Origin of the sequence: Pseudomonas sp. 15A4, from assembly GCF_016925575.1 — a bacterium.
Lineage (GTDB): Bacteria > Pseudomonadota > Gammaproteobacteria > Pseudomonadales > Pseudomonadaceae > Aquipseudomonas.
The window spans coordinates 704754-725028 of record NZ_CP068986.1 but is presented as its reverse complement, the minus strand read 5'-3'; the positions used below and the strand labels follow the sequence as shown (position 1 = coordinate 725028).

The 20275-nt window shown below is 60.0% G+C and carries 19 protein-coding genes; 8 read left to right on the top strand and 11 right to left on the bottom strand.

Annotated elements, in window-relative coordinates; translation table 11 throughout:
• Window positions 1-87 precede the first annotated feature (87 nt).
• Entirely contained in the window at window positions 88-435 is a 348-nt protein-coding gene (locus tag JN403_RS03170; protein ID WP_205485248.1) for a hypothetical protein, read from the bottom strand.
• 148 nt (window positions 436-583) lie between these two features.
• Here JN403_RS03170 and JN403_RS03165 point away from each other — a divergent pair, with 148 nt between their 5' ends.
• The gene (locus tag JN403_RS03165; protein ID WP_122534077.1) at window positions 584-1054 is read left to right on the top strand and encodes an Lrp/AsnC family transcriptional regulator; all 471 of its coding nucleotides are present in this window, start codon (window positions 584-586) and stop codon (window positions 1052-1054) included.
• 512 nt (window positions 1055-1566) lie between these two features.
• Here the strand turns inward: JN403_RS03165 and JN403_RS03160 are convergent.
• Entirely contained in the window at window positions 1567-2934 is a 1368-nt protein-coding gene (locus tag JN403_RS03160) for a CYTH domain-containing protein (protein WP_205485245.1), read from the bottom strand.
• A gap of 166 nt (window positions 2935-3100) precedes the next feature.
• Between JN403_RS03160 and argE the strand changes: the two genes are divergently transcribed.
• Both argE and argA read left to right on the top strand, forming a co-directional pair.
• Complete coding sequence (gene argE / locus JN403_RS03155) at window positions 3101-4249, top strand: acetylornithine deacetylase (RefSeq protein WP_205485242.1); 1149 nt, start codon at window positions 3101-3103, stop codon at window positions 4247-4249.
• 149 nt (window positions 4250-4398) lie between these two features.
• Entirely contained in the window at window positions 4399-5697 is a 1299-nt protein-coding gene (argA, locus tag JN403_RS03150) for an amino-acid N-acetyltransferase (protein ID WP_122534074.1), read from the top strand.
• A 190-nt stretch (window positions 5698-5887) separates the two neighbouring features.
• Here argA and gshA read toward each other — a convergent pair whose 3' ends face one another.
• The 3 genes from gshA to JN403_RS03135 form a co-directional block, all read right to left on the bottom strand.
• On the bottom strand, window positions 5888-7474 hold the full coding sequence (gshA, locus tag JN403_RS03145; protein ID WP_205485240.1) for a glutamate--cysteine ligase: 1587 nt from the start codon (window positions 7472-7474) through the stop codon (window positions 5888-5890).
• 197 nt (window positions 7475-7671) lie between these two features.
• Window positions 7672-8055: a PaaI family thioesterase gene (locus JN403_RS03140; RefSeq protein WP_122623487.1), complete on the bottom strand. Its 384-nt coding sequence runs from the start codon at window positions 8053-8055 to the stop codon at window positions 7672-7674.
• Window positions 8055-10379 (bottom strand): Tex family protein, encoded by a 2325-nt coding sequence (locus JN403_RS03135; RefSeq protein ID WP_205485237.1) that lies wholly within the window; start codon window positions 10377-10379, stop codon window positions 8055-8057. Before JN403_RS03135 ends, JN403_RS03140 begins: the two co-directional genes overlap by 1 nt.
• A gap of 280 nt (window positions 10380-10659) precedes the next feature.
• Between JN403_RS03135 and ompR the strand changes: the two genes are divergently transcribed.
• Together ompR and JN403_RS03125 are read left to right on the top strand one after the other, a co-directional pair.
• Window positions 10660-11400 (top strand): two-component system response regulator OmpR, encoded by a 741-nt coding sequence (gene ompR / locus JN403_RS03130; RefSeq protein WP_065987440.1) that lies wholly within the window; start codon window positions 10660-10662, stop codon window positions 11398-11400.
• A gap of 166 nt (window positions 11401-11566) precedes the next feature.
• Window positions 11567-12880 (top strand): ATP-binding protein, encoded by a 1314-nt coding sequence (locus tag JN403_RS03125; RefSeq protein WP_065987439.1) that lies wholly within the window; start codon window positions 11567-11569, stop codon window positions 12878-12880.
• An 81-nt stretch (window positions 12881-12961) separates the two neighbouring features.
• On the opposite strand, the gene rimK is transcribed toward JN403_RS03125, so the two are convergent.
• From rimK to JN403_RS03110, 3 genes are read right to left on the bottom strand one after another with little or no spacing between them, the layout of a single operon-like run.
• Complete coding sequence (gene rimK, locus JN403_RS03120) at window positions 12962-13867, bottom strand: 30S ribosomal protein S6--L-glutamate ligase (protein ID WP_065987438.1); 906 nt, start codon at window positions 13865-13867, stop codon at window positions 12962-12964.
• The gene (locus JN403_RS03115; RefSeq protein ID WP_172613008.1) at window positions 13864-14328 is read right to left on the bottom strand and encodes an ATP-dependent zinc protease; all 465 of its coding nucleotides are present in this window, start codon (window positions 14326-14328) and stop codon (window positions 13864-13866) included. Before JN403_RS03115 ends, rimK begins: the two co-directional genes overlap by 4 nt.
• Before the next feature lie 33 nt (window positions 14329-14361).
• Window positions 14362-15135, bottom strand: coding sequence for an EAL domain-containing protein (locus JN403_RS03110; RefSeq protein ID WP_205485235.1), 774 nt, complete (start codon window positions 15133-15135; stop codon window positions 14362-14364).
• A 119-nt stretch (window positions 15136-15254) separates the two neighbouring features.
• Between JN403_RS03110 and JN403_RS03105 the strand changes: the two genes are divergently transcribed.
• Window positions 15255-15656: a S4 domain-containing protein gene (locus tag JN403_RS03105; RefSeq protein ID WP_205485232.1), complete on the top strand. Its 402-nt coding sequence runs from the start codon at window positions 15255-15257 to the stop codon at window positions 15654-15656.
• 65 nt (window positions 15657-15721) lie between these two features.
• Here JN403_RS03105 and JN403_RS03100 read toward each other — a convergent pair whose 3' ends face one another.
• Complete coding sequence (locus tag JN403_RS03100; protein WP_122534068.1) at window positions 15722-16531, bottom strand: phosphatase PAP2 family protein; 810 nt, start codon at window positions 16529-16531, stop codon at window positions 15722-15724.
• A 98-nt stretch (window positions 16532-16629) separates the two neighbouring features.
• Between JN403_RS03100 and hslO the strand changes: the two genes are divergently transcribed.
• Both hslO and JN403_RS03090 read left to right on the top strand, forming a co-directional pair.
• A complete protein-coding gene (hslO, locus tag JN403_RS03095) occupies window positions 16630-17532 on the top strand; it encodes an Hsp33 family molecular chaperone HslO (protein WP_205485229.1) in 903 nt (300 codons plus the stop codon).
• 191 nt (window positions 17533-17723) lie between these two features.
• Window positions 17724-19265: a phosphoenolpyruvate carboxykinase gene (locus tag JN403_RS03090; protein WP_205485227.1), complete on the top strand. Its 1542-nt coding sequence runs from the start codon at window positions 17724-17726 to the stop codon at window positions 19263-19265.
• A 60-nt stretch (window positions 19266-19325) separates the two neighbouring features.
• On the opposite strand, the gene JN403_RS03085 is transcribed toward JN403_RS03090, so the two are convergent.
• The gene (locus tag JN403_RS03085) at window positions 19326-19532 is read right to left on the bottom strand and encodes a hypothetical protein (RefSeq protein ID WP_205485224.1); all 207 of its coding nucleotides are present in this window, start codon (window positions 19530-19532) and stop codon (window positions 19326-19328) included.
• Complete coding sequence (locus JN403_RS03080; RefSeq protein ID WP_205485222.1) at window positions 19529-20254, bottom strand: hypothetical protein; 726 nt, start codon at window positions 20252-20254, stop codon at window positions 19529-19531. The genes JN403_RS03085 and JN403_RS03080 overlap by 4 nt, the downstream gene beginning before the upstream one ends.
• Between the last annotated feature and the right edge of the window lie 21 nt (window positions 20255-20275).

The window sequence follows — 20275 nt, the reverse complement described above, 5'->3', positions numbered from 1 at the left end:
TACTTCGGTGTTGAGCAAGAGTAGTCCCAAGCGTGCCAGTTGTAGCGCCCTGCCGGTAGCGAAGCGTTGCCAATATTTTCGGAGCACTCAACTGGCGGCGAGTGAGACGACCTCGGTTACGACGTGCAAATTGCCCATGGGTTCAAGTTCAACCGAGCAAACACTGACCAGATTGCGCATTTTTTCGCCAATCACCTGAGCGCGGTGCCACGTCATGCCGCCCACCTCGACATTCACCATCAGCATGCCGTCCTGCTGCAGCAGACTGACCTGTTGGGGGATCAGGTACTGCATCGCGAAGAGGTTGAGCAGCCGGCAGAGCACGTCAGCTTCTGCCTCGGCGAGGATTTGGTAGCGCGACAGGCAATGAGCATTGCCGACCGACCAGGCATCGTGGCGGAAAGGGGCAGGGCTGGCGGCGTCGAAATGCGGCATGGGATATCTCCTGACAATCTCGTCGTGGCAATGACGTTGAATGGCAGAAAGTCTTACACGTTGAAAAAGAAATTTCTGATCGGAGATGCGCTGTATTAGGCTGTATTGGACTTGTTTATGTGCCGCAGCTTCCTTTCAGGAATTGAGTATGCAAATTGAGCTGGATGCCTACGACCGGAAGATTCTCGCGCTGCTGCAGGAGGATGCGTCGCTGTCCAGCGCGCAAATCGCCGAGCAGGTGGGCCTGTCGCAATCGCCTTGCTGGCGCAGGATCCAGCGGCTCAAAGATGAGGGCGTTATCCGACGGCAGGTGACGCTGCTGGATCGCAAGAAGATCGGCTTGAATACGCAAATATTTGCAGAGGTAAAACTCAACGCCCACGGTCGGTCCAACTTCACTGAATTCACTGAGGCAATCCGTAGTTTCCCGGAAGTGCTGGAGTGTTATGTGCTGATGGGGTCGGTGGACTTTTTGCTGCGCATCGTCACGCCGGACATCGAAGCGTACGAGCGATTCTTCTTCGAAAAGCTCTCGCTGGTGCCGGGGATTCAGGAAGTGAATTCGACCGTGGCGCTGTCGGAAATCAAATCGACGACGAGCTTGCCAATTGGCAGATAGGGTGCGAATTCCCGGCTAAAGCCGGTCCCACTGACATACTGCGCGCATTTCGTAGGACCGGCTTCAGCCGGGAAGGCGTCGTTGGACATACTACAAAAATTGAGGGGCGGCTGGCCTCTTCCCGGCTAAAGCCGGTCCTACTGACACACGCATGCCTTTCGTAGGACTGGCTTTAGCCGGGAAGGCGTCGGTAGGCACACTGCGAAATTGAGGGTGCTATTACTGGCCTCTTCCCGGCTGAAGCCGGTCCTACTGACACACGCATGCCTTTCGTAGGACTGGCTTTAGCCGGGAAGGCGTCGGTAGGCACACTGCGAAATTGAGGGTGCTATTACTGGCCTCTTCCCGGCTGAAGCCGGTCCTACTGACACCCGCGCGCCTTTCGTAGGACTGGCTTTAGCCGGGAAAGCGTAGGTAGGCACACTGCAAAAATTGAGGGTGCTATTACTGGCCTCTTCCCGGCTGAAGCCGGTCCTACCAAAACAGCGTCAGCCGGTCCTACTGCCAGCGCCTTACAACTTCAACAATGTCTTCCACGCCCGGCTTTGCAGGACGGTGATGGTTTGCTGGACGCGGGCATCAAGGATTTCATCGGTGATGTCCAGATGCGCCAGTTGCTCGAGCTTGTTCAACTCGCCATACAAGCGGTCCAGCTCAGGCAGGTCGAGGGCCTGGCGGGCATAGTGCAGCCAGACCTGGATGCGCTCGATGCGTGGCAGTTGCTCGGCAAGGTCTTCCGGCTGCTGCTGGTAGCGCGGCAGGTTCAGCGCGGTGGCTTCATCACCCAGGAAGCGCGGCACCCAGCTGCTGAGCATCGCGTGGCCCTGACGATTGCCACGATTATTGCGCTCGACCGTCCAGCTGCGCGCCATCAACCAGCGTGAGGTGGTCAGTGAGAACAGGCCCCAGCGGGTGTCCTGCAACTCTTCGATGAACTGCTCATGGGCAGCGGCGCGTACATCGCCATCTTCCTGGCCGGCGAGCACCAGCGTGCGCCAGTCTTCCAGCAAGGCGTCCAGCGCGGCGCGCAGGTCATGGGTCGTTGAGCGCGGAGCGGCTTGGCCCAGACTGCCGGCCAGGGCGCGCAGTTCAGCGAGCACTTCGACCCATTCCTGCAACAGGCTCCAGTGGCCGTTGAAGCGGTATTGTTCGGCCAGACGCTGGCTGCTGCCGAGCAGGAACCAGGCGATGGCGTTAAACGCGTCGTCTACCGAGAGTTCGCCATGCAGCTCGGGCGTCGGCAGCTTGATCGAGTAGCTGCTGGCGTCGAACAAACGATAGCCGCGCTCGGCCTTGCTGATATCGCAGGGCATCAGCGGCAGCTTCTCGGCCAGCTCTGCGGCCAGTTCCAGCAGGGCGGCAGGGTCGCCTTCGCGCAACTCCAGTTCCAGCTCGCAGATTTCTTCCTGCTGCTTGCCAGCGACAACCTTGCCCAGGTCCAGTGCTGCTTCGATCACCACCTTGGTCTTGCCACGGCCCCATGCGATTTCCGCTTTCTCGCGGACAAAATCAGTGGTGAACACCGGCTTGATGGTTTTCTTGTCCAGATCCGCCAGTTGCTCGGGCCAGCATTCGCCGTCGAGCTTCTTCAGGTCCAGCTTGGCCTTGGGCACGTCCCAGTTGTATTCGTTGCGCTCGGACAGGCCCGCCACGCTCTGGCCGCGGGTCTTGAGGGTCTGAATGATCGCGTCGCCGTCGCGACGCAGCCGCAGCGCAACCTTGGCATGGGCCAGCTCACGCTCGGGGGTGTCGAAGTACTGATTGAACAGCTCCAGACGCTCCCAGCCACCCTTGTTGCGCTTCTTCAGCAACGGGTGCTCGCGCAGGGCTATGAGGGTTTCGCGGCTGACGCGGAGTTTGATTTCGGTTTCTTTCTGCATGGCCGGAGAATCCAAACGCTCTATCGCTGATAACGAGGGGCGCAGCCGGAATCGACACAGCTGCGTGGGCCGTGCAGTGTACAGGACATCAACCGAGACAGTTTATTCATGCGGGCCAATCGACCTATGATGGCTGGCGTGTCGCACCCCATCACCGGAGTCGCCTATGCCGTTGCCGTCCATGAAAGACCAGTTCGCCGCCCTGATCGCAGCGCCGTCTGTGAGCTGTACGCAGCCAGCGCTCGACCAGTCCAATCGCGCCGTCATTGACCTGCTGGCGGGATGGCTGGGTGATCTGGGTTTCGCCTGCGACATCCAGCAGGTAAGCCCCGGCAAGTTCAATCTGCTGGCGACGTTTGGCACTGGCCCCGGCGGGCTGGTGCTGGCGGGCCACAGCGATACCGTTCCTTACGACGATGCGTTGTGGAAGACCGATCCGCTCAAGCTGACCGAAGTCGACGGCAACTGGGTAGGACTGGGCAGCTGCGACATGAAGGGCTTTTTCGCGCTGGCCATCGAGGCGCTTCAACCGCTGCTCGATCAGCCGTTCAAGCAGCCGCTCATCATCCTCGCCACCTGCGACGAAGAGAGCTCCATGGCAGGTGCCAAGGCCTTGGCTGCAGCGGGCGGTGTGCTGGGTCGCGCGGCGGTTATTGGCGAGCCGACGCGCCTCAAGCCGGTCCGCCTGCACAAGGGCGTGATGATGGAGCGCATCGAGATCCTCGGCCGCAGCGGTCACTCCTCTGACCCGAGCCTGGGGCGTAGCGCCCTTGAAGCCATGTACGACGCCATCGGCGAGCTCAAAGGCCTGCGCCGCCAATGGCAGGAGCAATACCGCAATCCGCAGTTCAGCGTGCCGCAACCGACCCTGAACTTCGGCTGCATCCATGGCGGCGACAACCCGAACCGGATCTGCGGGCAATGCTCGCTGGAGTTCGACCTGCGTCCACTGCCGGGCATGGACCCTGAAGTGCTGCGGGACGCTATCAGGCAAAAACTGCAGCCCGTCGCCGAGCTGCATCAGGTGCAGATCGATTACGCGCCACTGTTTTCGGAAGTCTCACCTTTTGAAGAAAGCGCCGACGCGGAACTGGTGCGAATCGCCGAGCGTCTGACCGGTCATACGGCCGAAGCAGTGGCATTTGGCACCGAAGCGCCTTATCTTCAGCGCCTTGGTTGCGAAACCATCGTGATGGGGCCTGGGGACATTGCCTGCGCGCACCAGCCCGGTGAGTATCTTGAAATGTCACGTTTGCAGCCTACAGTGCGTCTGTTACGTCAATTGATCGAACATTACTGCCTGGGTACCCCTTAAGTGCACCCAGGTGCTGCATGAGGCAGGGCCTGTCTCAGAATCAACCGAAAAGGAGAGTACGCGTGTTGCGATGCCTGTTCCGACGATAAAGCTCATGCCGTCTTGAGTGTTTCCACCCTTCGTCCATCTACTACAGGCTCCTTTCGGATATGCCCGATTACGTTAATTGGCTCCGCCACGCGTCTCCCTACATCAATGCCCACCGGGATTGCACCTTCGTCGTCATGCTTCCAGGCGATGGCGTCGAGCACCCGAACTTCGGCAACATCGTCCACGACCTCGTGTTGCTGCACAGCCTTGGCGTGCGCCTCGTACTGGTTTACGGCTCCCGCCCGCAGATCGAAAGCCGCTTGCAGGCCCGTGGCCTGACGCCGCATTTTCATCACGACATGCGCGTGACCGATTTCGCCACCCTTGAATGCGTGATCGACGCCGTCGGCGCCCTGCGGATCGCCATCGAAGCGCGTCTGTCGATGGACATGGCCGCCTCGCCGATGCAGGGCTCGCGGTTGCGCGTCACAGGCGGCAACTTCGTCACGGCGCGTCCGATCGGCGTCCTTGAAGGCGTCGATTTCCAACACACCGGTGAAGTACGCCGCATCGACCGCAAGGGCATCAGCCGGCTGCTCGACGAACGCTCCATCGTGTTGCTGTCACCGCTGGGGTATTCGCCCACAGGCGAGATTTTCAACCTTGCCTGCGAAGACGTTGCGACGCGTGCGGCGATTGATCTGGGGGCGGAAAAGCTGCTGTTGTTTGGCGCCGAGTCAGGCTTGCTGGACGAGCAGGGCCGATTGGTTCGTGAGCTGCGCCCACAACAGGTCCCCGCGCACCTTCAGCGGCTGGGCAGCAACTACCAGGCGGAGCTGCTGGATGCGGCGGCTCAGGCCTGTCGTGGTGGTGTGGCGCGCAGCCATATCGTCAGCTACGCCGAAGATGGCGCGCTGCTCTCGGAGCTGTTCACCCGCGCCGGCGGCGGCACACTGGTGGCCCAGGAGCAGTTCGAACTGGTGCGCGAAGCGTCGATTGGCGACGTTGGCGGGCTCATCGACCTCATCACGCCGCTTGAAGAGCAGGGCATCCTGGTGCGTCGTTCGCGGGAAGTGCTTGAGCGTGAAATCGAGCAGTTCAGCGTGGTCGAGCGCGAAGGCTTGATCATCGCTTGCGCCGCGCTGTACCCGATTGCCGATTCCGAAACGGGTGAGTTGGCCTGTCTGGCAGTGAACCCCGAGTACCGCCACGGCGGGCGCGGTGACGAGCTGCTTGAACGCATCGAAGAACGCGCCCGGGCACTGGGTCTGAAAACCCTGTTCGTCCTCACCACGCGCACCGCCCACTGGTTCCAGGAGCGCGGTTTCGAGGCCAGCAGTGTTGATCGCCTGCCCAGCGCACGTGCGTCGCTCTACAACTACCAGCGTAATTCGAAGATTTTCGAAAAGGCGATTTAAGCGAAGCGCGTCAGGACCTGAAGCCTGACGCGCATTTTCGGTTCGATACAAACCTTGTGGGAGTAAGCTTGCTCGCGAAGGCGGTGGGTCAGCTGCTCAGGTGCTGAACGACCGAAATCCAATGTAGGAAGGGCGTGGTACTCCCACAGGGTTGATCGGGTCGTGTCAGTGATGACACGACCCACTCTGATCAGTTGCTGATCGCCAGAATGCTTGCCTGATAGGCACCCACAAACGTATCGAAATCCACTTTCTCTTCGGTCTGTTCCAGCTCCGCTTGCTGAGCCAGAGACTCGCGCGCCTTGCTTTCAAAATGGGTCTGGTCTTCGGCACTCAGCGGATTGCTGCGGAAATGCTCGGCATGAATCTGTGACTGGCGCAGCGAGAAGGCCGTGAAGCCTTCCTTGTGCTCGGTCATCGCCGCCAGCACCTTTGCTGAAGGCGTCAGAGAAGCGTCTGCGACTTTTGCCCGCTGAACCTCCAGCGCCTGCACGTGCTGATCCGTGCCCTGGCTGGCGTCGAGCAGTTCACAGATCGGCTTGATCGTGTCCAGCATCTCGTTGGCCCAGACCTTCAGGTCAATTGTCGTGTCGTTGCGGTTCAATTGCAGACCGGGACGGCGACCTTCCTTGACCACGGTCAGGAAGTTCGTGCTGGCGTTGCCGCATTCGTTGCTCGCCAGTTGCGGGCTGTCGTGCAGCGCGCAGTACAGGATGAACGCATCAATGAAGCGCGATTGCTCAAGGTCGATGCCGACCGGCAGGAAAGGGTTGATGTCCAGGCAGCGGACTTCCACGTACTGCACCCCGCGCGCGACGAGCGCCTGAATCGGACGCTCACCGGAGTAGGTGACGCGTTTCGGGCGTATCGTTGAGTAGTACTCGTTCTCGATCTGGAGGACGTTGGTGTTCAGCTGAATCCACTCGCCATCCTTGTGTGTGCCGATCTCGACGTAGGGCGCGTAGGGCGTTGCCACCGCGCGGCGCAGGCTGTCGGTGTAGGTCAGCAGATCGTTGTAACAAGGCGTCAGGTCCGCCTGGGCATTGCTCTGATAACCCAGATCGCTCATCCGCAGGCTGGTGGCGTACGGCAGATACAGCGTGTCGGCGTCGAACTGCTCAAGCTGATGCGAGCGGCCGCGCAGGAAGCTGGCGTCCAGCGCCGGCGATGCGCCGAACAGGTACATCAGCAGCCAGCTGTAACGACGGAAGTTGCGAATCAGGCCGATGTAGCTTTCGGACTGGAAGTCGCGGTCATCACCTTCGAATTTCGCGTCCTGCTTGAGCACGGGCCAGATGGCTTCGGGCAGCGAGAAGTTGTAATGAATGCCGGCGATGCACTGCATGGTTTTGCCGTAACGCAAGGCAAGGCCCTGACGATAGACATATTTCAGCTTGCCGATATTGGAGGTGCCGTAATAGGCGATCGGGATATCCGCTTCGGCCGGCAGCGGGCACGGCATCGAAGGGCTCCAGATGTATTCGCTGCCCAGTTTGCTGTATGCGAAGCGATGAATCTTCTCCAGGCTTTCCAGCGTGTCGGCCGGGTTGGCCAAGGCCGGAGTGATGAACTCCAGCAAAGACTCGGAGTAATCGGTGGTGATTTGCTCATTGGTCAACGCCGCGCCGAGGGCTTCCGGGTGCGGGGTTTGTGCCAGACGGCCTTCGCCCGTAACGCGCAGGCATTCACGCTCGATGCCGTGCAAGCACTTCTCCAGAAGGGAGAGGTTGGAGTGCTCGCCAAGCAGAGTCAGGCGGCGGTTGAGAAGTTCGCTCAAGTTGGAATCCTTCACGCGTCAGTCGGCCCTATATGGGGGCGATATGGCGGTCTACAAGGGTGAAGAAAGGAACTGGCGTTTTCGCCTCGTCGATGGCCCTAACGCCGATGCCCGTCGCTGATCGTTCCTACTAGGAAATCAGAAAATTTCGACACTGCTGAACAGTGCCGAAATTAACTCATAACGCTATCGGACAGCTAGACGATCGCGAACGTGCCCTGCGCTTTGGCAACCAGCTTGTCGTTCTGGCGAACGTCAGCTTCAACCACCAGCGTTCGGCGTCCGGCATGCAGCACCGTGCTGGTGCAGATGACTTCGCCCTCGGCCACGGCGCGCATGTAATTGATCTTGCATTCCACGGTGACGCTTTGCTTGTCGAAGCCGTGGGCGCTGGAGCAGGCCAGGCCCATGGTGATGTCGACCAGACTGAACAGCGCGCCGCCATGCATGACGTTGCCGCGATTGCGCAGGTGTGGCTCAAGCGGCAAGGCCACCACAGCAACGCCTTCGTCCAGTTGCACCACTCGGCATCCGAGCGTCTTGAAGTAGGCGCTCTGGGTCAGTTCGTCAGGGATATCCATCAGCGCTTCTTCAGTTGCTTGGCGTTGGCGAACAGCGACGCCATCGGGTTATTGCTCGGCGCCGGGGTGGCGGCTTCCTTGCGAGGGGCATTGCTTTGCTGCTGACGCGGCGCGGCTCCCGGACGGGCACCGCGAGCGCCATCTACCTTCTCACCCGGTGTATCGCTCATGCGCATCGACAGACCCACGCGCTTACGCGGGATGTCCACTTCCATCACCTTGACCTTCACCACATCGCCGGCTTTGACCGCCTCGCGAGGGTCCTTGATGAACTTCTCCGAAAGCGCAGAGATATGTACCAAACCGTCCTGATGAACGCCGATATCAACGAATGCACCAAAGTTGGTGACGTTGGTGACAACGCCTTCAAGGATCATACCCGGCTGAAGATCCTTCAAGTCTTCAACGCCGTCCTGGAACTCAGCGGTCTTGAACCCCGGACGCGGATCTCGGCCTGGTTTTTCCAGCTCTTGAAGAATGTCGGTGACGGTCGGCAGCCCGAAGGTTTCATCTGTGAATTTCTTGGGGTCGAGACGCTTCAGGAAGCTTGCGTCGCCGATCAGCGAGCGGATGTCGCGATCGGTCTGGGCGGCAATGCGCTGCACCAGCGGATACGCTTCAGGGTGAACCGCGGACGAATCCAGCGGGTTGTCACCGCTCATGACGCGCAGAAAGCCTGCGGCCTGTTCGAAGGTTTTCTCGCCCAGGCGCGGGACTTTCTTCAGCGCAGCCCGGGTTTTGAACGCGCCATTCTGGTCACGATGGGAAACGATGTTCTGCGCCAGCGTGGTGTTCAGGCCGGAGATCCGCGCCAGCAGGGCGACAGAGGCGGTGTTCACATCCACACCGACGGCGTTCACGCAGTCTTCCACCACTGCGTCGAGGCCGCGGGCCAGCTTCAGCTGCGATACGTCATGCTGGTACTGGCCAACGCCTATGGATTTCGGGTCGATTTTCACCAGTTCGGCGAGCGGGTCCTGCAAGCGGCGGGCGATGGACACGGCGCCGCGGATCGAAACGTCGAGGTCCGGGAATTCCTTGGCGGCGAGTTCCGACGCCGAGTACACCGAAGCGCCGGCTTCGGAGACCATGACTTTGGTCATCTTCAGGCCTGGGTACTTTTTGATCAGGTCGCCGGCCAGCTTGTCGGTTTCGCGGCTGGCGGTGCCATTGCCGATCGCGATCAGGTCAACCGAGTGCTTGGCGCACAGGGCTGCCAGCACGGCGATGGTCTGATCCCACTGGTTTTTCGGTACGTGCGGGTAAACCGTGGCGTAGTCCAGCAATTTGCCGGTGGAGTCGACCACGGCGACCTTGCAGCCCGTGCGCAGGCCCGGGTCGAGGCCCAGCGTGGCGCGCGGCCCCGCTGGAGCGGCCAGCAACAGGTCGTGCAGGTTGTGAGCGAAGACGTTGATCGCTTCGGTTTCAGCACCTTCGCGCAGCTCGCCGAGCAGGTCGGTTTCGAGGCTGGAGTACAGCTTGACCTTCCAGGTCCAGCGCACGACTTCCGCCAGCCACTTGTCCGCAGGACGGTTCTGATTCTGCAGGCCGAAGCGCTCACTGATCATCATCTCGCAGGGGTGCAGGGTGCCTGGTAGCTCTTCACCGACTTTCAGGGCCGAGCTCAGCACGCCCTCGTTGCGACCCCGGAAGATCGCCAACGCGCGGTGTGACGGCATGCTCTTGAGTGGCTCGTCGTGTCCGAAGTAGTCGCGGAACTTGGCGCCTTCTTCCTCTTTACCTGGCACTACCCGGGCACTGATCACGGCCTCGTGCTTGAGGAAGCTGCGCAGCTTTTCCAGCAGCGTCGCGTCTTCGGCAAAGCGCTCCATCAAAATGTATTTGGCGCCTTCAAGTACGGCTTTGACGTCGGCGAAGCCTTTTTCGGCATCGACGAAGCGCGCGGCTTCGGTTTCAGGGGTCAGGGTCGGATCGTTGAAGATGCCGTCGGCCAGCTCGCCCAGGCCGGCTTCCAGTGCGATCTGGCCTTTGGTGCGGCGCTTCTGCTTATACGGCAGGTACAAGTCTTCAAGGCGGGTCTTGGTGTCGGCGAGCTTGATGTCGCGCGCCAGTTCAGGGTTCAGCTTGCCTTGCTCTTCGATGCTGGCAAGGATGCTGATGCGGCGCTCGTCGAGTTCGCGCAGGTAGCGCAGGCGCTCTTCCAGATGACGCAGTTGAGTGTCATCGAGGCTGCCAGTGACTTCCTTGCGGTAGCGAGCGATGAAAGGCACCGTTGAGCCTTCATCCAGTAGCGCTACGGCCGCTTCGACCTGTTGCGGGCGGACGCCGAGTTCCTCGGCGATGCGGCTGTTGATACTGTCCATAAAACCACCTGGCAAATGTGTGTGCATAAAATCAGCGACTGGCGAACCGCCTTGAACGAGCGTTGCCTGACCTTGAAGGCGGCGCATTATACCCAGTGAGCCCTGAATAGGGGATCGGCCCGTCAATACGCCGGTTTCAGCCCGCGCGGACGCTGTGAATTTCCCTCAGGCGACTGGACGAGAGCGCCCATGTGGAGTCAGGAAAAATCTGCTAACAATGCACACGGTGCGCATAACTGCAGCTACGCCATAATGCGCGCCGAGATCAAAGGAGCTTCCAATGAGCAGCACTGCACAAACGGCTGAAGGCGAGAAAATCCTCATCGTTGACGATGACCCGGGCTTGAGCAGCCTGCTAGAACGCTTTTTCAACAGCAAGGGCTACCGCGCCCGGGCTGTGCCCAACGTGGAGCAAATGGATCGGCTGCTGGCGCGCGAAGTGTTCCACCTCGTGGTGCTGGACCTGATGCTGCCGGGCGAAGACGGCCTGTCCGCCTGCCGCCGCCTGCGCGCCGCGAACAATCAAGTCCCCATCATCATGCTGACCGCCAAGGGCGACGAGCTTAGCCGCATCAAGGGCCTTGAGCTCGGCGCCGACGACTACCTCGCAAAACCTTTCAATCCTGACGAACTGATGGCTCGCGTCCGCGCCGTGCTGCGTCGTCAATCCGCACCCGTACCCGGCGCACCCGCCACCGAAGACGAAACCGTCACCTTTGGCGATTACGCTCTGTCGCTCGCCACCCGCGAGCTCAAGCGCGGCGACGAAGTTCACATGCTCACCACCGGTGAATTCGCCGTGCTGAAGGCGTTGGTCATGCATGCCCGTGAGCCGTTGACGCGGGACAAACTGATGAACCTGGCCCGTGGCCGCGAATGGGACGCGCTGGAGCGCTCCATTGACGTCCAGATCTCCCGCCTGCGTCGTCTGATTGAGGTGGACGCTGCCAAGCCGCGTTACATTCAGACGGTTTGGGGAGTGGGTTATGTTTTCGTGCCAGACGGTGCCAACAAGCAGTAGCAGCAAGTTCGACGGTAACCTGCCGGGCCTGTCTCACGCCCGCCTCCGTTAGCCAGTCACCTCAATGTTCGCGAAAGCGGCCATTGGCGTGACTGGTTTTTGCTGTGTCATGTGTTCCGCAAATTCGCGAGCCCGCCTCGCTTCCGCAAAGTGTATAGCTGCTGTTATGAAGACACCGCTCTGGTTCCCGCAAAGCTTTTTCTCCCGCACCCTGTGGCTGGTGCTCATTGTCGTGCTGTTTTCGAAGGCGCTGACCCTCGTCTATCTGCTGATGAACGAGGATGTTCTGGTCGATCGCCAGTACAGCCACGGCGTTGCACTCACTTTGCGGGCTTACTGGGCGGCCGATGAGAGCGACCGGCAGACCATCGCCGACGCTGCCGGGCTTATCCGTGTGGTAGGCGGCGGTGTGCCGGAAGGCGAGCAGCACTGGCCGTACTCAGAGATCTATCAGCGGCAAATGCAGGATGAGTTGGGCGCGGACACCGAAGTGCGCCTGCGTGTCCACGCGCCCCCGGCGTTGTGGGTGAGGGCGCCGAGTCTCGGCGATGGCTGGCTGAAAGTGCCGCTGTACCCACATCCCTTGCGCGGGCAGAAAATCTGGAGCGTGTTGGGCTGGTTCCTGGCGATCGGGTTGCTCTCGACGGCATCGGCGTGGATCTTCGTCAGCCAGCTCAATCAGCCGCTCAAACGCCTCGTCTTTGCCGCGCGCCAGCTAGGGCAGGGGCGCAGTGTGCGTTTGCCGGTCGGCGACACGCCCAGCGAGATCACCGAGGTGTACCGCGCGTTCAACCAGATGGCCGAAGACGTTGAGCAAGCCGGTCAGGAGCGCGAGCTGATGCTGGCGGGAGTTTCCCACGATTTGCGGACACCGCTGACCCGGTTGCGCCTGTCACTGGAGTTGATGCCGACCAACAACGAGTTCATGGAAGGCATGGTGCGCGACATCGAAGACATGGACGCCATCCTCGATCAGTTCCTGGCATTTATCAGGGATGGGCGTGATGAAGAGGTCGAGGAAGTCGATCTGGTTGAGCTGGTCCACGAAGTTGTCGCGCCATACAACAACCCGGTAGAGCAGGTCCGGCTGTGTCTGGAGTCCATTCCGCCTTTCCCGCTGCGACGGGTTTCCATGAAGCGGCTGCTCAATAACCTCATCGGCAATGCCATGCACCATGCCGGTGACGGCGTTGAAGTGGCGGCCTACGTTTCCGGCGACAGCGGTGCGCCCTATGTGGTGCTAAGCGTGCTGGATCGCGGTATGGGTATTGATCCGTCGGAACTGGAGGGGATTTTCAATCCCTTCATCCGTGGCGACCGCGCCAGAAGTGGCAAGGGCACAGGGCTTGGCCTGGCGATCGTCAAGCGCATTGCGGCAATGCACGGCGGCAATGTCGAGCTGCGCAATCGTTCGGGAGGCGGGCTGGAGGCCAGGGTTCGGCTGCCGTTGGGGCTGTTGTTGCCGCGGGATGCCGATTGATTCGTTCGTGATTCTGCCTGGGGGCTCTGGGCGACTGGCGTGCTCGCGACCAAAGCCTCCGTGCAGAGACGGGCTAAGGCGTTAGCCTTTGCCTTTGGTGCGGGTCATGTGCGGCCCGCCGTTTTTTTCGATGTATTCGATGATTATTCCCGCCACATCCTTGCCGGTGGTGGTTTCAATGCCTTCAAGACCTGGCGACGAGTTCACTTCCATCACCAGTGGCCCGTGGTTGGAGCGCAGGATATCGACGCCCGCAACACTCAAACCCATGACCTTGGCAGCGCGTATGGCCGTCATGCGCTCTTCCGGCGTGATCTTGATCAGGCTGGCGGTGCCGCCACGATGCAGGTTGGAACGGAATTCCCCGGGCTTCGCCTGACGTTTCATCGAAGCAATGACCTTGTCACCCACCACGAAGCAGCGGATGTCGGCGCCACCCGCTTCCTTGATGTACTCCTGGACCATGATGTCCTGCTTCAGACCCATGAAGGCCTCGATCACGGATTCGGCCGCCGTCGCGGTTTCGCACAACACCACGCCAATGCCTTGCGTGCCTTCAAGCACTTTGATGACCAGGGGCGCGCCGTTGACCATTTGAATCAGGTCTGGGATGTCATCCGGTGAGTGAGCGAAGCCGGTGACGGGCAAACCGATACCCCGACGCGACAACAACTGCAGCGAGCGCAATTTGTCGCGCGATCGTGCGATCGCGACGGACTCATTGAGCGGGAACACGCCCATCATCTCAAACTGACGCAGCACGGCGCAGCCGTAGAAGGTCACGGAGGCGCCAATGCGAGGTATCACCGCATCAAAGCCTTCCAGGGGTTTTCCTCGGTAGTGGATCTGCGGCTTATGACTGGCGATGTTCATATAGGCGCGCAGGGTATCGACCACCACGACCTCGTGGCCGCGCTGAATGCCAGCTTCGACCAGACGACGAGTTGAATACAGACGCGGGTTTCGCGAAAGCACAGCGATCTTCATGCAGCACCTGTGGCAGAGAGATTTGAAGCCGGGAATACCGGCTTGTCCTGAATATAAGTAACACCCGGATTGACCACCAACTGGCCATCAATCAGGGCTTTGGAGCCCAGTAGCAACCGGTAGCGCATGGCCTTGCGGCAGGCCAGCGTGAATTCCACTGGCCAGACCCGATCCCCCAGCGCCAAGGTCGTACGAATGACGTAGCGAACCTGGGCGTGGCCGTTGGAGCTTTTAATGGTTTTCATCGCCACCAGTTGAGCCTCGCAGCGACGATGACGCAGCTGCACCACCGTCCCCAGGTGCGCGTTGAAGCGCACCCATTTCTCGCCGTCCCGTTCGAACGGTTCTATTTCTGTCGCGTGCAGACTGGAAGTGCTGGCCCCGGTGTCGATTTTCGCGCGCAACCCGGCGACTCCCAGATGGGGCAAAGCCACCCATTCGCGAAGGCCGATAACTGTCAGATGGTCAAATGTTTTCAAAGCGGTTCCGTTCGTTTACACGTTCTGCCAGGCGGCGGCATCGATATGCGCCAGCGCCTGGAATGCTGGCTTGGCGAACCAGTAGCCTTGCATCAGGTAAATGCCGCAGTCGGCGAGAAAATCCCGTTCGCCTGCATGTTCAATGCCTTCGGCGATCACTGTAACGCCCAGCTCCGCACACATTGTGACAATGCCACGCACGATGGCCTGCCGTGCGGGGTCGAGATGGACATTGCGCACCAGCGCCATGTCGAGCTTGATCAAATCAGGCTGAAAGTCGGCAAGAAGGGTCAGTCCCGAGTGCCCGGCGCCAAAGTCGTCGATGGCGGTCTTGAAGCCAAACTGACGGTATTGGCGAAGAATGTTGGTCAGGTGGCTGTTGTTGCAAATGTGCTCGGTTTCGACGGTCTCGAAGATCAGTCGGTCCAGCGGAAAGTTGTGGGCCCGGGCGGCTTCCAGGGTGCTGCGAATGCACAGTTCGGGGCGATAAACCGCATTTGGCAGGAAGTTGATCGACAGGTGTTCGTCCATTCCCAGCCGGGCGGCAGTTGAAATCGCGCGGGTTCGGCACAATTGATCGAAACGGTAACGGTTGGTGTCGTCAACCCGGTTCAGCACAGACAAGGCACCCTCGCCGTTGACGCCACGTACCAACGCCTCGTGGGCAAACACCGAGTGGTCGCGGACGTCCACGATAGGCTGATAGGCAAATTCAAAGTCGAAATCCAGCGCGGAGCCTTCTTTGCAGCCCTGGCACCCACCAGTCAATGACGTTGGGAAGTCTGTCACGTCGTTCTCCTGAAGCCGGTGCTTTAGTCTTGGTGGGCAGTGTAAACGAGGGTGGCGGTTACTGCGTCCCCGGCGTGACGTAGTACGGTTTCTGACCATTACACGATTGAGGAATTCAGATGACACAGAAGTCAGACGAGGACGACAAAGTCCGTCTGGACAAATGGCTTTGGGCGGCACGCTTCTTCAAGACGCGCGCCTTGGCGAAAGCCGCCATTGAAAGCGGCAAGGTTCATTGCCGCGGCGAGCGTTGCAAGCCGGGAAAAGAGCCGCGTGTGGGGGATGAGTTGCAGATCAGAGCAGGCTTCGATGAGCGGACCGTCGTCGTCAAGGCATTGTCGATTGTCCGCCGTGGCGCGCCTGAGGCTCAGTTGCTGTACAGCGAAACGCCGGAGAGCCTTGCCAAACGCGAGCAAGCCGCCGAGATGCGCAAGGCCGGAAGCCTGGGCGTGACGACTGACGGCAGGCCGACCAAGAAGCAGCGCCGGCAATTGTTTCATTTTCGTTCGGGTGACGACTGACGATCTAGCCGCTTTCCGGGATCGCGCACTCATCGACCCCGGACTGCTCAGTGGCGACAGGCAGCTTACAAATGAGAGCCCTGCTTCATGATGCTCAGGCATTTGAGCAGCGGCAGGCGGCCCAGCACATTGAACACGGGCGCGGTCAGTCGAAACAGGAAAGCGGTGACGGTGGCAACGAACGGGGTGTAGCAGCTCCAGCCAAGGGCGAGCAACGCGATCATCACGCCGCCGATGTAATCGTCCTGACCCCAATGAGCGCCAGCAACCAGGCGCGGCATCATGAACAGGAACGCCAGCGCCCAGATGACGACACGCTGGCCAACCGTGCGGCTATAGACGCTCATGAACATCGCCCAGATCAACAGCACCGAAGCGTGGTCGCCCGGGAAGCTCTGGCTGGAGCGATCCTTGAGCTGCCACTTGTCTTCAAGCCCCGGGAATATGTCGCTGAGCTTGATGGCATCAGGGATCATCATCGATGCGCTGTCATGTTGCAGTGCGCTGTGGTCGATGATTTTGGAAAACACCGTTCGAATGATAAGCAGCAGAATCAGCGTCAACACAAAGCCGATCAGCGCAGCACGCGTTTGCAGTGATTTGAATACCCACTCGCCTTTGATAAGCAGCGTAAGAAGGATCAGGCCAACGACGACATCGAAGGGCCGCATGCTGGCAATCGTCCAGATCCACAACCACGCCTTGTTTTGCTCAAGCGGGCGGTTCAGTACGTGAAACAGGCCTTCATCGAAGTGCGTGAAAGCCGCGTGGCCCGTGGGCCAGATCCAAAGCAGCAGCAGTGCCAGCGCCACCAGATTGCACAGCATGAATTTTTTGGCGTTCCACTTGGGTTGGAACAATGCGGGATAGTCCATAAAATGCCCCCATCGGCATGACAGTGCACCCGTCGGTGCTAAACCGCGCTTTATAGGCGCTTGTCATCATTTTGTCATCCATTCAGATACCTTCTCCTATGTCAGACTTTGCGGATACCGATTACACCCAGCGCTTCATCTTCGACGAGAGCGACGTTCGCGGCGAGCTCGTGGCCCTTGAGCGCAGCTACGCCGAGGTACTTGCCAAGCACCCGTACCCCGAGCCAGTCGCCCAGTTACTCGGCGAGATGCTCGCCGCCGCCGCGCTATTGGTCGGCACACTGAAGTTCGACGGCTTGCTGATTTTGCAGGCGCGGTCGCTTGGGCCGGTATCGTTGCTGATGGTCGAATGCTCCAGCGAGCGGGAATTGCGCGGCATTGCGCGCTACGACGAAACCCTGGTCAAGCCTGACGCCACGCTACTCGACCTGATGCCCAATGGCGACCTGACCATGACCATCGACCCGCGTCAGGGCAAACGCTATCAGGGCATCGTGGGCCTTGATGGCGTCGACCTGTCGGCGTGCCTGTCCGAGTATTTTGTGATGTCGGAACAATTGCCGACTCGCTTCTGGATCAAGGCCGACGGCAAGCGCGCACGGGGCCTGCTGCTGCAACAGCTGCCAGCTGAAAAGCTGAAAGAGCTTGAAGAACGCGAGGCCAGCTGGCAGCACGTCAACACACTGGTCGACACCCTGACCGCCGAGGAACTGCTCAGCCTGACCAACGAAACCGTGTTGCATCGGCTGTTCCACGAAGACGTCGTGCGCATGTTCGACGTCCAGCCATTGGTGTTCCGTTGCAGCTGCTCGCGCGAACGTTCTGGCAATGCGCTGGTCAGTCTTGGTCTGGAAGATGCACAGCAGTTGGTGATCGAGCATCACGGTGCGGTGGAGATCGACTGCCAGTTCTGCAATCAGCGCTATCTGTTCGATGCGACCGATGTAGCGCAGCTGTTTGCAGGGGGTGGGGTGGATACCCCTTCCGATACCCGCCATTAATGTAGTGCGGGTCCTGCGCTGAAAGCTTTCCGCCCGGCCCGCTTGACTCTTCTTCATGTAGTTCTGACAGGAGGGCCCTACCTTTTTTGGGCTTTTCTGGCATAATCCGGCCACTTTTTAGCTGTAGTAGTGTTGGTTTTTCTACTACAAAACGTTTGGAGCACTCGGCCATCGAGCCGACGGGGAATCTCATGACGCAAGCCAATAACGCCGTTCACACCGATCTCAGTGTCGACGATCTGGTTAAAGAAGCCCTCAAACGCGAAGAAGGCGTGCTGTCCGATACTGGCGCACTCGTCGTGGAAACAGGCCACCGCACCGGCCGCTCGCCTGTCGACCGCTTCATCGTAGATGAACCGACCACTCAGGCCGCGATCGCCTGGGGTCCGATCAACCGCAAATTCCCTGCCGATAAGTTCGACGCTCTGTGGGCCCGTGTCGAGGCGTTCAACAACGCCCAGGAACACTTCGTTTCCCACGTTCACGTAGGCGCAGCCGAAGATCACTACCTCGCGGTCAAGATGACCACGCAGACAGCCTGGCAGAACCTGTTCGGTCGCTGCCTGTTCATTAACCCGGCCCAGTACAACCCGGCCGGTCGTGAAGAATGGCAAGTGCTCAACGTGGCCAACTTCGAGTGCGTGCCTGAGCGTGACGGCACCAACTCGGACGGCTGCGTCATCATCAACTTCGCCCAGAAGAAGGTGCTCATTGCCGGTATGCGTTACGCCGGTGAAATGAAGAAAGCCATGTTCTCGGTGCAGAACTTCCTGCTGCCGGCGTCCGACGTGCTGCCAATGCACTGCGCGGCCAACATCGGTGAAGACGGCGACGTGACGCTGTTCTTCGGTCTGTCCGGGACTGGTAAAACCACGCTGTCCGCCGACGAGACCCGTTACCTGATCGGTGACGACGAACACGGTTGGGGCGAAGGCGTTGTCTTCAACATCGAAGGCGGTTGCTATGCGAAGTGCATCGACCTCTCCGAGAGGAACGAGCCGGTTATCTGGAAGGCCATCAAGCACGGCGCTGTGCTGGAAAACGTGGTGCTGGACGCAGCCGGTCATGCCGACTACGCCGACAGCAGCCTGACTCAGAACAGCCGCGCCGCGTATCCACTAGAGCACGTTGAAAAGCGCTCCGAGAAGAACCTGGGCGGCGAGCCAAACGCAGTCATCTTCCTGACCTGCGACCTGACCGGCGTGCTGCCACCCGTGTCGATCCTCAGCGAAGAACAAGCGGCCTACCACTTCCTGTCGGGTTACACCGCACTGGTCGGCTCCACTGAAATGGGCTCGGGCGCTGGCATCAAGTCGACGTTCTCCACCTGCTTCGGCGCACCGTTCTTCCCGCGTCCGGCGGGCGAATACGCAGAGCTGCTGATCAAGCGCATCCGCGGTTTCGGCTCCAAGGTCTATCTGGTCAACACAGGCTGGACCGGCGGCGGCTACGGCGTCGGCAAACGCTTCAACATTCCGACCACCCGTGGCGTCATCGCGGCCATCCAGAGCGGCGCGTTGATCGGTGCAGCAACCGAGCACCTCGACACCGTTAACCTGGACGTCCCGACTTCCGTACCGGGCGTCGAAACCGGCCTGCTCAACCCGCGCAACACCTGGGCTGACAAAGCCGCGTATGACGAAGCAGCCAAAGCTCTGGCCGGCCTCTTCATCGAGAACTTCAAGAAGTTTGAAGTGAGCGACGCGATCAAGGCAGCGGGTCCGAAGCTGTAAGATCGGCACCTGTTAAAAAGAAACCGCCCTTCGGGGCGGTTTTTTTATGCCTGCGCGATGTTATCCGTCTGCTTTCGTCGTTGCCGGAAAGTCCTGGGTGATATCAAAGCTGCCCTTCGCCACGACGCTTTTCGCGTTACACAGCCTGGCGTCGAACCCCGGGTGGCGCTCGCCGTGCTCTGCCGCGTAAGCAGCGGCTTCCCGGGTGCAGTCGTCGGTGGGTTGCTCAGGTGACAGCGCCGCATTGAACTGAAACGTACCGATCAACCGGTAGCGGTCGAGCAGTTTGTTAGGGAGCTTAGCTTCTCGATTTTGCTGAAGACGAGTTGGACGTTGCTGTTGCTGCCGTTCTTGTCCGTATCGAAATACTGGTAGTACGAACCGGTGTCGTAGGACGCGCTGTTTTCATCGTGGGCCACTTCGACGCGGCCTCCCTGAAACATGATCGCCTTCTTTTCCTGATCGGGGTTATCGAAGGAGAATCCGAGGATCGGCCCGATGCTGACCTCATTGCGGTCACCTTCTGCTTCCTGGTCCGCGCTCAGCGTCAACCAGTTGGAGCCAGGCAGTTTGCCGGGCAAGAAGCCCAGGCTCACCTGATCCCCGCGCGCTTCGTAATGAAGGTTCAACGCACCGCTGACATCCACGCTCATGGTTTTCTGCGCTGGCGAGGCGCTTCCCGTCGCGACGTCAGAGGTCTTGGAATCATCGCCGCAGCCGCACAGCATGGCGGTCGTGACGGCCAATAGCAGCGGGAAAAGGCGGGTGGTGGTTCGCGTGGCTGCTTGAGGCATGGTATTCCGTCCGTAATCGCTGCGGTTGGCTCTGACTGTAGCTCCGTATGACCGCAGAAAGCGCTGACGGGTCAATCCAGCAATGACAAAAAGCGGGATGAAGAAACCGCCCTCGTGGGCGGTTTCTTCAGGAATTTGGTTTTCGCCACCGCGGCGCTCGGCGAGGAGGCCATTGGCGATGGACTGGACAGCCATCAGAGGGCTTTAGTTGCCCAT